This window comes from uncultured Leifsonia sp. (assembly GCF_945957465.1).
Classification (GTDB): Bacteria; Actinomycetota; Actinomycetes; order Actinomycetales; family Microbacteriaceae; genus Leifsonia.
Map to the genome: position 1 here is coordinate 13,346 of NZ_CAMFLC010000044.1, position 14,586 is coordinate 27,931.

The 14,586-nt window shown below is 71.1% G+C and carries 12 protein-coding genes and 1 pseudogene; 11 read left to right on the top strand and 2 right to left on the bottom strand.

Annotated elements, in window-relative coordinates; all coding sequences use genetic code 11:
• Positions 1 to 17 precede the first annotated feature (17 nt).
• On the top strand, positions 18 to 545 hold the full coding sequence (locus Q0Q23_RS16065; protein WP_295126317.1) for a SprT-like domain-containing protein: 528 nt from the start codon (positions 18 to 20) through the stop codon (positions 543 to 545).
• A gap of 9 nt (positions 546 to 554) precedes the next feature.
• Here Q0Q23_RS16065 and Q0Q23_RS16070 read toward each other — a convergent pair whose 3' ends face one another.
• Positions 555 to 1,163 carry a GNAT family N-acetyltransferase gene (locus Q0Q23_RS16070; RefSeq protein ID WP_295126319.1) on the bottom strand — a complete coding sequence of 203 codons (609 nt, stop codon included), beginning with the start codon at positions 1,161 to 1,163 and terminating at the stop codon, positions 555 to 557.
• Positions 1,164 to 1,278: 115 nt separating this feature from the next.
• Between Q0Q23_RS16070 and Q0Q23_RS16075 the strand changes: the two genes are divergently transcribed.
• From Q0Q23_RS16075 to Q0Q23_RS16090, 4 genes are read left to right on the top strand one after another with little or no spacing between them, the layout of a single operon-like run.
• Positions 1,279 to 1,914 carry a CGNR zinc finger domain-containing protein gene (locus Q0Q23_RS16075; RefSeq protein WP_363316265.1) on the top strand — a complete coding sequence of 212 codons (636 nt, stop codon included), beginning with the start codon at positions 1,279 to 1,281 and terminating at the stop codon, positions 1,912 to 1,914.
• A gap of 4 nt (positions 1,915 to 1,918) precedes the next feature.
• The gene (locus Q0Q23_RS16080; RefSeq protein WP_295126322.1) at positions 1,919 to 2,695 is read left to right on the top strand and encodes a LamB/YcsF family protein; all 777 of its coding nucleotides are present in this window, start codon (positions 1,919 to 1,921) and stop codon (positions 2,693 to 2,695) included.
• 2 nt (positions 2,696 to 2,697) lie between these two features.
• On the top strand, positions 2,698 to 3,381 hold the full coding sequence (gene pxpB, locus Q0Q23_RS16085; protein WP_295126324.1) for a 5-oxoprolinase subunit PxpB: 684 nt from the start codon (positions 2,698 to 2,700) through the stop codon (positions 3,379 to 3,381).
• On the top strand, positions 3,378 to 4,301 hold the full coding sequence (locus tag Q0Q23_RS16090) for a biotin-dependent carboxyltransferase family protein (RefSeq protein ID WP_295126328.1): 924 nt from the start codon (positions 3,378 to 3,380) through the stop codon (positions 4,299 to 4,301). The genes pxpB and Q0Q23_RS16090 overlap by 4 nt, the downstream gene beginning before the upstream one ends.
• A gap of 84 nt (positions 4,302 to 4,385) precedes the next feature.
• Here Q0Q23_RS16090 and Q0Q23_RS16095 read toward each other — a convergent pair whose 3' ends face one another.
• Entirely contained in the window at positions 4,386 to 5,261 is an 876-nt protein-coding gene (locus tag Q0Q23_RS16095) for a spermidine synthase (protein WP_295126331.1), read from the bottom strand.
• A gap of 164 nt (positions 5,262 to 5,425) precedes the next feature.
• Here Q0Q23_RS16095 and Q0Q23_RS16100 point away from each other — a divergent pair, with 164 nt between their 5' ends.
• The 6 genes and pseudogenes from Q0Q23_RS16100 to Q0Q23_RS16125 form a co-directional block, all read left to right on the top strand.
• Positions 5,426 to 5,944 (top strand): hypothetical protein, encoded by a 519-nt coding sequence (locus Q0Q23_RS16100; RefSeq protein WP_295126335.1) that lies wholly within the window; start codon positions 5,426 to 5,428, stop codon positions 5,942 to 5,944.
• 7 nt (positions 5,945 to 5,951) lie between these two features.
• Positions 5,952 to 7,121, top strand: a complete 1,170-nt coding sequence (locus Q0Q23_RS16105) for a sensor histidine kinase (protein WP_295126338.1) — start codon at positions 5,952 to 5,954, stop codon at positions 7,119 to 7,121.
• Entirely contained in the window at positions 7,118 to 7,816 is a 699-nt protein-coding gene (locus Q0Q23_RS16110) for a response regulator transcription factor (RefSeq protein ID WP_295126342.1), read from the top strand. The genes Q0Q23_RS16105 and Q0Q23_RS16110 overlap by 4 nt, the downstream gene beginning before the upstream one ends.
• Positions 7,817 to 7,848: 32 nt before the next feature.
• A complete protein-coding gene (locus tag Q0Q23_RS16115; protein WP_295126345.1) occupies positions 7,849 to 8,880 on the top strand; it encodes an aldehyde reductase in 1,032 nt (343 codons plus the stop codon).
• Positions 8,881 to 9,287: 407 nt separating this feature from the next.
• Complete coding sequence (rpoB, locus tag Q0Q23_RS16120) at positions 9,288 to 12,785, top strand: DNA-directed RNA polymerase subunit beta (protein WP_295126348.1); 3,498 nt, start codon at positions 9,288 to 9,290, stop codon at positions 12,783 to 12,785.
• Positions 12,786 to 12,833: 48 nt separating this feature from the next.
• Positions 12,834 to 14,586, top strand: a pseudogene (locus Q0Q23_RS16125) (DNA-directed RNA polymerase subunit beta'); the annotation flags it as partial.

Consider the following 14,586-nt stretch of genomic DNA (forward strand, 5'->3'; position numbering starts at 1 on the left):
CCGGGGAGGCTGCGGTGATGGCGGAGCTCGAACGTGTGCGTCGCTGGGCGGACGCTCTGATCGCCCTCCACCTCGACCCCGCGGTGTGGAGCTTCGACTTCGACAACGCCAAGACCCGCGCCGGCCTCTGCAATTACACGGCGAAGCGCATCACCGTGTCGCGTTACCTCGCGGCACGCTATGAGGACGACGACATCCATCAGATCCTGCTGCACGAGGTCGCGCACGCGCTCGCCGGCTCACGCGCGGGACACGGCCCGCGTTGGCGGGCGATCGCGCTCGACCTCGGGTACGAGGGCAAACGGCTGCACGGCGGCGCCATCGCCGACGACCTCGCGCCGTGGGTCGGCACCTGCCCCAGCGGGCACACCCACTACCGGTACCGCAAGCCCGCCAGAGCACTGGCCTGCGGGGCGTGCAGCCGCCGGTTCGATTCCGCCAACCTCATCTCCTGGGTGCACAGGGAGGTGTCGGTCGCGCAGCGCCGGATGGCGGCCGCCGCCGCGACCGAAGCGCTCGACCCGCGCTCCCTCGAGCGGGACTGACCCCGGCGTTCAGGCGTCGGTGAGCGCCAGTCGCGCGTCGAGCGCGTCGCGCACGGCCGGCCACTCCTCCCGGAGCACCGAGTAGACGGCGGTGTCGCGCCAGGTGCCGTCGGCGCGCAGCTGGGTGTGCCGCAGCACGCCCTCGAACGTCGCGCCGAGGCGCAGGATCGCGGCCCGCGAGCGCTCGTTGAGCACGTCGGCCTGCAGCTTGACGCGCTCGAAGCCGTTGCCGAATGCGGCGCCGAGCAGCAGGCGCTTGGTCTCGGCGTTGACGCGCGTGCCCCAGACCTCGGGCGCGTAGGCGGTCCAGCCGATGTGCGCCGAGCCGTTGGCGAGGTCGAAGTCGCCGAGCGTGGTCGTCCCCACCAGGCGGTCGCCGTCGCGCAGGCACACCGCGGTGACGTTGCCGGTGTTCCAGGCGAGGTAGCCCAGGATGAAGTCGCGCCATTCCTCGTAGGTGTCGCGGTAGGCCGCGGGACCGCCGCCCCAGCCGCCGGCGAACACCTCCGGGTGGCCGATCGCGTCATGCAGATCGGGCAGGTCGTCCGTCGTGAGCGGGCGCAGGCGCACCGTCGCGCCGTCGAGGACGGCGGCGGGGTCGGGGCGGGTCGCGTTCATCCGCTCAGTATCCCACCCGGGGTGCACGCCGGACGGCCGTGCAGTTGGTCGGGCCGGCCGCCCCGGCCCCTCCGCCCGGTTCGGGGTGTCGCCGATAACCGACTAAATTGGTTCGGTGCCTACCGACGTCCTCCTTCCCCGTGGAACCGGTCAGTGGATGGACGACTCCGACGGGATGCGCTGGTGGTTCGACTCCGGCTCGCTCGCTCTCGACTTCTCGTACACCGGCGGTCTCGACGAACCGGACAACGCCGAGTGGAGGTCCGTCGACGACGCGGAGGCGCTCGGCGGCTGGCTCCAGGAGCGCTTCCCCGAGGTCGCCGCGACGACGGGGGAGCGGGAGTTCCGCGACGCCGAGATGCTGCGCCTCGCCATCGGCCGGCTGGCGCGCCAGGCGAGCCGGGGCGACGCTCTGGCGCCCGGCGACGTGGACGTGGTGAACCTCTTCGCGGCCACACCCGACATCCCGCCCGCGCTGGCAGGTGGAGGACGACAGGCGGGACGCACGCTGGCGCGGCCCCACCAGGCGCTCGGCACCGTCGCTCGCGACGCGGTCCGGCTCTTCGGCCCCGACGCGGACGGCCGCATCCGCGAGTGCTCGGCCGACGACTGCCGGCTGGTCTACCTCGACACGTCGCGCAGCGGCAACCGCCGCTGGTGCTCGATGCAGCGCTGCGGCAACCGTGCGAAGGTCCGCGCGCACCGCGCCCGTGCCGCCGGTGCGAGGGCATCGGCCGGTATCGCAGAATAGGGGGATGGAGCCCATCGTCGAGCGGCGCACCGTCGACCTCAACTGCGACCTCGGCGAGTCGTTCGGCGCCTGGACGGTGGGCGACGATGCCGCGATGCTGCGGCTGGTGACGAGCGCGAACGTGGCGTGCGGGTTCCACGGCGGCGACCCGTCCACGATGCTGGCGACGTGTCGTGTCGCGGCCGAGAACGGCGTGTCCGTCGGAGCGCACGTCTCCTACCGCGACCTGGCCGGGTTCGGCCGGCGCAGCATGGACGTGCCGGTAGCCGAACTGCGCGACGAGGTGCTGTACCAGCTGGCGGCGCTCGCCGGGATGGCGCGCGTGGCCGGCTCCACCGTGCGTTACGTCAAACCGCACGGGGCGTTGTACAACCGCATCGTGGTCGATGAGGCGCATGCGGTCGCCGTCGTGGAGGCCGTCGCCGCGTTCGATCCGGCGCTGCCGCTGCTCGGCCTCCCTGGCTCGGTCGTGGAGCGGGTCGCCGTCGACCGGGGGTTGCGGTACGTGCGCGAGGCGTTCGTCGACCGCGGCTACCGCGCGGACGGCACCCTCGTGCCCCGCACGCAGGCGGGCGCACTGCTGACGGACGTCGGCACGATAGCGACGCGGGCGGTGCGGATGGCTGCCGAGGGCGCCGTGGAGGCGGTCGACGGCACCGGGATCGGCGTCGCTGCCGACTCCCTGTGCGTCCACGGCGACACTCCGGGGGCCGTGGCGATGGCGGAGGCCGTGCGGCGCGGACTCGACGACGCGGGCATCGCCGTGGAAGCGTTCGTATGATCGTGCGGGCGAATCCGCGGGCGCCCATCCGCGTCGTGGCGTACGGCGACCGTGCCCTGCTCATCGAAGTGGACGCGGAGCAGACCGGCCCGACAGAGCCCGGTCGCGCCCGCGGCGCTGAGCCGGACACCGTGCTCGGCCTCTTCCGCGCGCTCGACCGCGACCGCCCGCCCGGTGTCGTGGACATCGTGCCGGCGGCCCGCACGATCGCCGTCGTCGTCGATCCGCGCGTCCTGTCGCTCGCCGCCGCACGTGGCTGGATCGAGCGGACGGCTCCGGAGCCTGCGCTGGCGGCATCGCACGAGGTCGTCGAACTCCCGGTGCGGTACGACGGCGACGACCTGGTGGAGGTGGCGGCCCTGCTCGGCATCACGCCGCGGGAGGTCGCCGAACGGCACAGCGCTTCGCGGTGGCGGGTCGCGTTCGGCGGGTTCGCACCCGGTTTCGCCTACCTGGTGACGGACCACGACGGGCTGCACGTGCCGCGGCGGGCGACGCCGCGCACCGCCGTCCCGGCCGGCTCGGTCGGCCTGGCCGGCGCGTTCAGCGGCGTGTATCCCCGGTCCAGCCCCGGCGGCTGGCAGCTCATCGGCCGCACCGACGCGGTGCTGTGGGATGCGGCAGCCGACGCTCCCGCCCTGCTGCGCCCGGGCGTGGAGGTGCGTTTCGTGCCGGTGGCGCCGTGAGCGCCGCAGCCGACAGCGGGCCCCTGCGGATCGTCGAGCCCGGACCGCTGGCACTCGTCGAGGATCTCGGCCGGCCGGGGTTCGCGTCGGTGGGGGTGAGTCCGTCCGGAGCACTCGACCGCGGTGCGCTCCGCCTGGCGAACCGGCTCGTCGGAAACGCCGAGTCGGCAGCCGGCGTCGAGATCCTCCTGGGCGGCTTCGCGGCGCGCTTCGAGGGCCCGGCGTGGTTCGCCGTGTGCGGCGCCCCGTCCCGGCTGCTCCTCGACGGGCATCCGCTGGATCCGCACACCGCCGCGCTCGCCGCACCCGGAGCCGAACTGCGCGTCGCGCAGCCGTCCGAAGGCGTGCGCAGCTATCTCGCGGTGCGCGGCGGAGTCGACGTGGAGGCCGTGCTCGGCTCCCGCTCGCGCGACACCCTCTCCGGGCTCGGGCCCGAACCGCTGCGGGCGGGCGACCTCCTGCCGATCGGCGCCGAGCCGCCGACGCCGGTGCCCGCGGTCGACTTCGTCCCGTTCGTGGAGCCGGGTGACGGGCCCGTCGAGCTGCGGGCGTATCGCGGCCCTCGCGCCGACTGGTTCACCGCGGCGGCGCTCGACGCGTTCTTCACGGCCGAGTGGCGGGTGAGCGGCGACGGCGACCGCGTCGGAGTGCGGCTCGACCCTCCGCGCGTCCCGTCGCACGCCGCCGGCGTGGATCCCGCGCCGCCCCTCCTGCTGGAGCGCACGGTGACGCGCGAACTGCCGAGCGAGCCGATGGTCGCCGGCGGGGTGCAGGTCTCACCCGACGGCCGGCCGACCGTCCTCCTCGCCGACCACCCCGTGACCGGCGGCTATCCGGTCATCGCGGTCGTCGCCGACCGCTCCCTCGACGCCTTCGCACAACTCCGTCCCGGCAGCACCGTGCTCTTCCGCCACGCCTGACCGTCCGGCGCCAGAGGGGACGCGACACGCCGCCACACGCCGCGCCACGCGGCGTGTTGCGTCCCGCATCGGCGGCACCCCGCGCTAATCGCGGCGCGTGCCCGACTGGAAGATGCTGCGCGCGGGCGGAGGCGACGGAACGCTGGTCTGGTCGGTCACGATGGGTGCGCCGGCCGCGAAGGTGCGCAGTTCCTCGCCCGCCACGGCCTTGGCCGGGTGCGGCCCGCTCGCCAGCAGGCGGGGAAGCCACTCCAGCGGGAGCGGTGAGTTCGACCCGACCAGCACCACGTTGCCGAAGCGCCGACCCTTCAGCACCTGCGTCTCCGCCAGCGCCGCCACGTTCTCCACCACCGCGCCGAGGGTGGCGACCTGGCTGCGCGCGAACGTCAGGGGAGGCCCGTCCGCCACGTTCACGAGCACGATGCCGTCCGGCTTCAGCAGCGACACGGCCGAGCGGTAGAACTCGACACTCGTCACGTGCGCCGGGGTGCGTGCCCCGCTGAAGATGTCGACGACCAGCAGGTCGACCTCGCCGCGCAGACCGGCGGGCAGCTTGCCCACGACCTCGCGGGCGTCGCCGTGCCGGATGCGGATCTGTGCGTACCGCGGCAGCGGCAGGTTCTCGCGGACCAGGTCGACGAGCCGGCTCTCCAGCTCCACGACCTGCTGCCGCGATCCCGGCCGGGTGTAGGCCACATAGCGCGGAAGCGTCAGCGCGCCGGCGCCGAGGTGGACGGCCGTGATCGGCTGTCCCGGCTCGCCGATCAGGTCGATGACGTTGCCCATCCGCTGCACGTACTCGAAGAACAGCCGGCCGGGGTCGTCCAGGTCGACGTGCGACTGCGGCGTGCCGTCGACGACCAGCTGGTAGGCCCCGGGGACGAACCGGTCCGGTTCGATGCTGGCGAGGTAGCCGCTCTCGGCGAGGACGACCGACGGGACCGACGGGTTCTGGGGCACGGCTCCAGCGTAGCCCGCTGCTCGAGCAGCGCCCCCGGGCCGGCCTCCACCCGATCTCCACCCGCGTCTCCACCCGGTCTCCGCCGCCGGGAGGTCCCGCCCGGCACGCGCGACGGCGACGCTGGGGATGTGGCCGGATCCGCCGGCCGGAAGGACCTGACCTCATGACCGTCCAGACGCTCACCAACGCGATCCTCATCCTGCTGCTGATCTGCTGGATCGGTTACCGGCAGCTCACCTGGCGGCCGGTCGCGATCTCGAAGATGTGGCGTTTCCCCGCGATCATGGCGGTCGTCGGGCTCGTGACGATCGGGCAGCAGGTCCCGTCGTCGTCGCTCACCCCGCTCGACCTCGCCATCGTCGCGGGCGAGATCGTGCTCTCGCTCGGCGTCGGCGCGTGGATGGGCGGCATCGCCCAGTTCCGCAAGCTGGAGACGCCGGTGCAGGTCGGCAAGGACGCCAGGGACGTGGCCGTCTACGAATCACGCACCGGGGTGTTCGGGATGGTGCTCTGGCTGGTCGTGCTCGCCGTCCGCATCGGGGTCGACATCATCGCCTCCGCCTCCGGGGCCCACCTGGTGACGGCGACCGGCGTCATCCTCCTCGTCTTCGCCGCCAACCGGGCCGCCCGGACCGCCGTCTTCGCGGCGCGTCTCGATCGGCACGCCGCGCTCGCCGCATGATGGTCTCGTGGACTTCTGGACCAGACCGGGCCTGCTCGCCCTCGTACTGAACCTGCTCGGCTGCGTCGCCGTCGGCTGGTCCCTGCTGCGCACCCACACCGCGGACCGGCCGGTGTGGGTGCTCGTGGTCGCCCTGGCGTCCGTGGCCGCCTGGCTGCTGCGCGCCGTGCTCGCCTTCGCAGGATCGCGGCGCGCGTCGCTCGCACTCAGCATCGTCGCGGCGGTCGCCGGCAGCGTGGTCGCACCGGCGACCGACGGACTCGCGATCGTGCCGGCCGCGGTCTCCGTTCTCTACCTGATCGCCGACACCGACCGTCCGGTCCAGCTCGGGGGAGCGGTCGCCGCGGGGTCCGCCGCCCTGGTGGCCGTCGGCGCCGTGCCGTTCGGCTCGCCCGTCGCGGCGGTGCTGGGCGAGATGGCCGGCATCGTCCTCGCCGCGTTCGCGGGACTCAGCCGTCGTCAGTTCCGCACCACCGAGCAGCAGGCGGTGCTGCTGCGCGAGCGCGACCTCGAGATGCGCGAGGAGGCTGCGCGGGTCGCCATCGCGCGCGACCTGCACGACGTGCTCGCCCACAGCCTCGGCGGTCTCGTCATCCAGCTCGACGCGGTCGACGCCCTGCTGGAGGCCGGTGACGCGACCGCGGCGCGGGACCGTGTCGTGGTCGCCCGCGGGCTGGCAGCGGACGGGCTCGCCGAAGCGCGGCGGGCCGTCGCCGCGCTGCGCGATCCCGACCTCTCCACTGCCGAGGGGACGGTGACGCCCGCCGAGTTGCGTGCCGCCCTCGACGACCTCGTCGCCGCGCACCGCACGCTGGGAGGCACGGCCGACCTCCGTGTCGTCGGCGAGCCGCAGCCGCTCGGCGCGGGCCAGGCGACCGCCCTCCAGCGTGCGCTGCAGGAGGCGCTGAGCAATGCGCGCAAGCACGCGCCCGGCGCTCCCGTGGATGCCGAGCTCGACTGGCAGACTGGGCGGGTGCTGCTCACCGTCTCCACACCGCTGGTCGCGTCTCCCGCCGCCGGGGTCCCGCCGCGCGCCGACGGCCTCGCGACCTCGGGAGGCGGTCACGGCCTGGAGGGCATGCGCGAACGGTTCGCCGCCCTCCCGCTCGGCGGGGCCGTCACCGCGACCTCCCGCGACGGGCGCTTCACCGTGACGGCCGAGGCGACGCTGGCATGAGCGCGGGCGAGGGCGGCGGCGCAGGCGGCGGGCTCGACGTCGAGTCCCGCATCCGCGTCGTGGTCGCCGACGACCAGGCGATCATCCGCGACGGGCTGGTCACCGTGCTCGGCCTGCTGCCCGACGTGGAGGTCGTCGGCGCCGCCGCGGACGGGGCCGAGGCGGTGGAGCTCGCCGTGTCCGAACGCCCGGACGTCGTGCTGATGGATCTGCGGATGCCGGTGCTCGACGGTGTCGGCGCGACCGAGCGGATCACCCGGGAGGCGCCGGGCACGGCCGTGCTGGTGCTGACGACCTTCGCGGACGACGAGTCCATCCTGACCGCGCTGCGCGCCGGCGCCCGCGGCTACCTGACCAAGGACGCCGGCCGCGCCGAGCTGGCCGCGGCGGTGCGCGCCGTCGCGCGCGGGCAGTCGACCTTCGCGCCGGAGGTCGGGGCGCGCATCGTCGGCTCGCTGACCGCCGCGTCGCCGGCCCGGCCGGCCGATCGCCCCGACGCCCTGGTCGCGCGCTTCCCGTCGCTCACCCGGCGGGAGGCCGAGGTGCTCGCCCTGGTCGGCGACGGTCTCAGCAACGGTGAGATCGCCTCAGCACTGTTCGTCGGCGGCTCGACCGTCAAGACGCACATCAACGCCATCTTCGCCAAGCTCGGCGTGCAGTCCCGCGCCCAGGCCATCGCCCTCGTCCGCAGCTAGCCCGCAGCCGGCCGGCGGGGGAGGATGTCGTCATGACGGATCGCGTGCTGGTGACGGGCGGGTCGGGTTTCGTGGGGGCGCACTGCGTGCTGGCGCTGCTGGAGGCGGGCTACCAGGTCCGCACGACCATCCGCTCGCCGCAGCGGGCGGCCGACGTGCGCTCCCAGCTGGCCGCGGGAGGCATCCCGGATGCGGGCGACCGCCTGGAGTTCGCCGTCGCCGACCTCCTCGACGACGCCGGCTGGGCGGAGGCGGTCGCCGGCTGCCGGTTCGTGCTGCACGTCGCATCGCCGTTCCCGATGACGGAGCCGAAGGACCCGGACGAGCTGGTGCGCCCCGCCCGGGAGGGCGCACTGCGCGTGCTGCGCGCCGCCCGGGACGCCGGGGTGGAGCGGGTCGTCCTGACCTCGTCGTTCGCCGCGATCGGCTACGGGCACGCGCCCACCGACCGGCCCTTCACCGAGGCCGACTGGACGGAGCTCGACAGCGGCCGCCCGATCAGCGCGTACGTGCGCTCCAAGACGCTGGCCGAGCGTGCCGCCTGGGACTTCGTCGCCCAGGAGGGGAACGCGCTCCAGCTGGCCACGGTGAACCCGGTCGGCATCCTCGGCCCGGTGCTCGGTCCCGACTATTCGAGCTCGGTCGAGCTCGTGAAGCTGGTTCGGGAGGGGCGCCTCCCGCGGCTGCCCGACGTGTACTTCGGCGTCGTCGACGTGCGCGACGTCGCCGGCCTCCACCTGCTCGCCATGACGAAGCCGGAGGCCGCGGGCGAGCGGTTCCTCGCGACCGCGGGGGATGCCCTGAGCGCCCCTGAGCTCGCGCTGCTGATCCGTGGCCACCTCGGCTCGCCGGCGGGCGACCGGGTGCGCACCGGGCTCATGCCGACCTGGGTGCTCAAGGCGGCCGCTCCGTTCAGCAGGCGGGTCCGCGGCTCGCTGCCCGATATCGGCGTCTTCCGCAACGGATCGTCCGAGAAGGCGAGGACCGTGCTCGGCTGGCAGCCGCGATCCCGCGAGGAGGCCGTCTTCGCCACGGTCGACTCGTTGCCGCCCCGGCTGCGCTGACCGGGACCGTGCCGACCGGGACAGCGCCGACCGGGCTGCGCCGACCGGGCTGCGCCGACCGGGCTGCGCCGACTGGACTGCGCCGACCTGGCAATCCGCCCAGAGAATCACCCGGCGAAAACCGGGAATACCTGGCCGTCCGCGCGGTTATACACCGAGACTGCGCTTCGGGTCAAGAAAAGACTGGACACGGCGCGTCAGTTTGACATATAGTGGTTCTTTGCGCTCCCAGCGCACACCCTTGCCTTCATATTGCGGTCGGCTCTGACTTTCTCCCGCGCGCGTCTGGGCCCGGTTCACCGGGTCAGATACGGCGCCGCGCGACGTGTCTGGGAGTCCTCGTCCCTCATAACACCACATCTCGACCGACAGTAACTGGCCCGACGGGGCCCACGGAGGTTATTTCCTTGGCTGCTGCGCGCAACGCAACCAACACCGACAAGACACCCAAGAACGGACGAGCCGCATCTCGTCTTTCGTTCGCCAAGATCACGGACACCCTCACCGTTCCCGATCTGCTCGCACTGCAGACGGAGAGCTTCGACTGGCTGGTCGGAAACGACGCGTGGAAGGCACGCGTCGCCGAAGCCGAGGCCCAGGGTCGTCAGGATCTGCCCGCCAACACGGGCCTCGAGGAGATCTTCGAAGAGATCTCGCCCATCGAGGACCTCGGCGAGACCATGCAGCTCTCGTTCACGAACCCGTTCCTCGAAGAGAAGAAGTACTCGATCGACGAGTGCAAGGAGAAGGGCAAGACCTACGCTGCCCCGCTCTACGTCGAGGCCGAGTTCATGAACCACCTCACCGGTGAGATCAAGACCCAGACGGTCTTCATGGGCGACTTCCCGCTCATGACCGAGAAGGGCACCTTCATCATCAACGGCACCGAGCGTGTCGTCGTCTCGCAGCTCGTCCGCTCGCCGGGCGTCTACTTCGAGGCCGCCGCCGACAAGACGTCCGACAAGGACATCTACTCGGCTCGCGTCATCCCGAGCCGCGGCGCGTGGCTCGAGTTCGAGATCGACAAGCGCGACCAGGTCGGCGTCCGCATCGACCGCAAGCGCAAGCAGTCGGTCACCGTCTTCCTCAAGGCCCTCGGCCTGACGAGCGAAGAGATCCTCAGCGAGTTCGCCGGCTACCAGTCGATCGAGCTGACCCTCGAGAAGGACGCCATCCTCACCAAGGAGGAGGCGCTGAAGGACATCTACCGCAAGCTGCGTCCGGGCGAGCAGGTCGCAGCCGAGGCCGCGCGTGCGCTGCTGGACAACTTCTACTTCAACCCGAAGCGCTACGACCTCGCCAAGGTCGGCCGGTACAAGATCAACCGCAAGCTCGGCCTCGAGGCCCCGCTGACGGACTCGGTCCTGACCGTCCAGGACATCCTGGCGACGATCAAGTACCTGGTCGCCCTGCACGACGGCCAGACCACGATCAAGGGGCTGCGCAACGGTGTCGAGACCGACATCCGTCTCGACGTGGACGACATCGACCACTTCGGCAACCGTCGCATCCGCGCCGTCGGCGAGCTCATCCAGAACCAGGTCCGCACCGGTCTGTCGCGCATGGAGCGCGTCGTCCGCGAGCGCATGACCACGCAGGACATCGAGGCGATCACCCCGCAGACCCTGATCAACGTGCGACCCGTCGTCGCCGCGATCAAGGAGTTCTTCGGAACGTCGCAGCTGTCGCAGTTCATGGACCAGAACAACCCGCTCGCGGGTCTGACCCACAAGCGCCGCCTCTCGGCGCTCGGCCCGGGTGGTCTGAGCCGTGAGCGCGCCGGCGTCGAGGTGCGAGACGTCCACCCCTCGCACTACGGCCGCATGTGCCCGATCGAGACCCCGGAAGGCCCGAACATCGGTCTGATCGGCTCGCTCGCGTCGTTCGCGCGGATCAACTCGTTCGGTTTCATCGAGACCCCGTACCGCAAGGTCGTCGACGGTCGCGTGACCGAGCAGATCGACTACCTCACCGCTTCGGAGGAGGACGACTTCGTCGTCGCGCAGGCCAACGCCCCGCTCGACGCGAACGGCCACTTCGTCGAGGAGCGCGTGCTGGCGCGTCAGAAGGGCGGCGAGGTCGACCTGATCCCCGCCGACGAGATCGGCTACATGGACGTCTCCCCGCGCCAGATGGTGTCGGTGGGTACCTCCCTCATCCCGTTCCTCGAGCACGACGACGCCAACCGAGCCCTCATGGGTGCGAACATGCAGCGCCAGGCGGTGCCGCTGCTCCGCTCGGAGAGCCCGGTCGTCGGAACCGGTATGGAGGGCTACGCGGCCATCGACGCCGGTGACGTGGTCATCGCCGAGAAGTCCGGCGTGGTCTCCGAGGTCTCGGCCGACGCGGTCACCGTTCAGGCGGACGACGGCACGATCAAGACCTACTACCTGCGCAAGTTCGACCGCTCGAACCAGGGAACCTCGTACAACCACCGCGTGGTCGTCGACGAGGGCGACCGGATCGAGGCGGGCGAGGTCGTCGCAGACGGCCCGGCCACCGAGAACGGCGAGCTCGCGCTCGGCAAGAACCTGCTCGTGGCGTTCATGCCGTGGGAGGGTCACAACTTCGAGGACGCGATCATCCTCAGCCAGAACCTGGTGAAGGACGACACCCTCTCCTCGATCCACATCGAGGAGTACGAGGTCGACGCCCGCGACACCAAGCTGGGCAAGGAGGAGATCACCCGCGACCTGCCGAACGTCAGCCCGGACCTCCTGGCCGACCTCGACGAGCGCGGCATCATCCGCATCGGCGCCGAGGTGCGCCCCGGCGACATCCTCGTCGGCAAGGTCACGCCGAAGGGCGAGACCGAGCTGTCGGCCGAGGAGCGCCTGCTCCGCGCGATCTTCAACGAGAAGAGCCGCGAGGTGCGCGACACTTCCCTGAAGGTCCCGCACGGCGAGGAGGGCACCATCATCGGTGTCAAGGTCTTCGACGCGCAGGACGGCGACGACGAGCTCGGCTCCGGCGTGAACCAGCGCGTGGTGGTCTACATCGCCCAGAAGCGCAAGATCACCGCGGGTGACAAGCTCGCCGGCCGTCACGGCAACAAGGGCGTCATCTCCAAGATCCTCCCGGTGGAGGACATGCCGTTCCTCGCGGACGGCACGCCGGTCGACGTCATCCTGAACCCGCTGGGCGTGCCCGGTCGAATGAACTTCGGCCAGGTCCTCGAGATCCACCTCGGCTGGATCGCGAAGAACGGCTGGGAGATCTCCGGCAAGCCCAAGTGGGCGGCGGAGCTTCCCGAGTCCGCGTACGCCGCGGCCCCGAACACCAAGGTCGCGACCCCGGTGTTCGACGGTGCCAAGGAGGATGAGATCGCGGGTCTGCTCGACTCGACGCTCCCGACGCGCGACGGCGACCGCCTGATCGGCTCGTCCGGCAAGACGCAGCTGTTCGACGGCCGCTCCGGCGAGCCCTACCCGGACCCGGTGTCGGTCGGCTACATGTACATCCTGAAGCTGCACCACCTGGTCGACGACAAGATCCACGCGCGTTCGACCGGCCCGTACTCGATGATCACCCAGCAGCCGCTCGGTGGTAAGGCGCAGTTCGGTGGTCAGCGCTTCGGTGAGATGGAGGTGTGGGCCCTCGAGGCCTATGGAGCCGCGTACGCGCTCCAGGAGCTCCTGACCATCAAGTCGGATGACATCCTCGGCCGCGTCAAGGTCTACGAGGCCATCGTCAAGGGTGAGAACATCCAGGAGCCGGGCATCCCGGAGTCCTTCAAGGTCCTCATCAAGGAGATGCAGTCGCTCTGCCTGAACGTGGAGGTCCTCTCGGCCGACGGTCAGGCGGTCAGCCTGCGCGACGCCGACGACGAGGCCTTCCGCGCCGCGGAGGAGCTCGGCATCAACATCTCCTCGCGCTTCGAGTCGTCGTCGATCGACGAGATCTAAGCAGCAGCCAGACCCAACTGACGAATTTCCCTGAGGAGAGAGTGAACATTGCTCGACGCAACAACTTTTGACGAGCTTCGTATCGGCCTGGCCACTGCTGACGACATCCGTCGCTGGAGCTACGGCGAGGTCAAGAAGCCCGAGACGATCAACTACCGCACGCTGAAGCCCGAGAAGGACGGCCTGTTCGGAGAGCAGATCTTCGGCCCGTCCCGCGACTGGGAGTGCTCGTGCGGCAAGTACAAGCGCGTGCGCTTCAAGGGCATCGTGTGCGAGCGCTGCGGCGTGGAGGTCACCAAGTCCTCCGTGCGCCGTGAGCGCATGGGCCACATCGAGCTCGCCGCGCCGGTCACGCACATCTGGTACTTCAAGGGTGTGCCCAGCCGCCTCGGCTACCTGCTCGACATGGCGCCGAAGGACCTCGAGAAGGTCATCTACTTCGCCGCCTACATGGTGATCGAGGTCGACGAGGACGGCCGCCACGCCGACCTCCCTGGCCTCGAGAACGAGCTGCGCCTGGAGATCAAGACGCTGTCCGACCAGCGCGACGCCCGCGTCGCCGAGCGTCTGCAGCGCCTGGAGACCGATCTCGCCGCCCTCGAGGAGGAAGGTGCCAAGGCCGACCAGAAGCGTCGCGTCAAGGACACCTCCGAGAAGGAGATGGGCCAGATCCGCAAGTCCTACGACGAGGACATCGCCCGTCTCGAGCGCGTGTGGGAGTCCTTCCGCACCCTCAAGGTCGGCGACCTCAAGCCGGAGGACGCGGACTTCAACGAGCTCGTCGACCGCTACGGCCTGTACTTCGAGGCCTTCATGGGCGCCGAGGCGATCAAGCGCCGCCTGCAGTCCTTCGACCTGAACGCCGAGGCCGACCTGCTCCGCGAGCAGATCGCCACCGGCAAGGGCCAGAAGAAGATCCGCGCGATCAAGCGCCTGCGCGTGGTGTCGTCGTTCCTGGCGACCGGCAACTCGCCGGCCGCGATGGTCCTCGACGTCGTCCCGGTCATCCCGCCGGAGCTGCGCCCGATGGTCCAGCTCGACGGCGGCCGCTTCGCGACCTCCGACCTGAACGACCTGTACCGTCGCGTGATCAACCGCAACAACCGTCTGCGCCGCCTGCTCGACCTCGGTGCTCCCGAGATCATCGTGAACAACGAGAAGCGCATGCTCCAGGAGGCCGTCGACGCGCTGTTCGACAACGGCCGCCGCGGCCGCCCGGTCACGGGCACCGGCAACCGCGCGCTCAAGTCCCTCAGCGACATGCTGAAGGGCAAGCAGGGCCGGTTCCGCCAGAACCTGCTCGGCAAGCGCGTGGACTACTCGGGCCGTTCGGTCATCATCGTGGGTCCGCAGCTCAAGCTGCACCAGTGCGGTCTGCCCAAGCAGATGGCGCTGGAGCTGTTCAAGCCGTTCGTGATCAAGCGCCTGATCGACCTGAGCCACGCTCAGAACATCAAGGCGGCCAAGCGCATGGTGGAGCGTTCGCGCCCGCAGGTCTGGGACGTCCTCGAGGAGATCATCCGCGAGCGCCCGGTCCTCCTGAACCGCGCCCCCACCCTGCACCGTCTCGGCATCCAGGCCTTCGAGCCGCAGCTCGTCGAGGGCAAGGCCATCCAGCTCCACCCGCTGGTGTGCGCCGCCTTCAACGCGGACTTCGACGGCGACCAGATGGCCGTGCACCTGCCGCTGTCGGTGGAGGCCCAGGCCGAGGCCCGCATCCTGATGCTCGCCTCGAACAACATCCTGAAGCCGTCCGACGGCCGCCCGGTCACCCTGCCCTCGCAGGACATGATCATCGGTC

Excerpts from the sequence above, each read along its gene's own strand:
- Q0Q23_RS16100 (WP_295126335.1), top strand. The coding sequence starts at position 5,426 with ATGACCGTCCAGACGCTCACCAACGCGATCCTCATCCTGCTGCTGATC.
- Q0Q23_RS16080 (WP_295126322.1), top strand. The coding sequence starts at position 1,919 with ATGGAGCCCATCGTCGAGCGGCGCACCGTCGACCTCAACTGCGACCTC.
- Q0Q23_RS16065 (WP_295126317.1), top strand. The coding sequence starts at position 18 with ATGGCGGAGCTCGAACGTGTGCGTCGCTGGGCGGACGCTCTGATCGCC.
- Q0Q23_RS16070 (WP_295126319.1), bottom strand. The coding sequence starts at position 1,163 with ATGAACGCGACCCGCCCCGACCCCGCCGCCGTCCTCGACGGCGCGACG.
- Q0Q23_RS16110 (WP_295126342.1), top strand. The coding sequence starts at position 7,118 with ATGAGCGCGGGCGAGGGCGGCGGCGCAGGCGGCGGGCTCGACGTCGAG.
- Q0Q23_RS16115 (WP_295126345.1), top strand. The coding sequence starts at position 7,849 with ATGACGGATCGCGTGCTGGTGACGGGCGGGTCGGGTTTCGTGGGGGCG.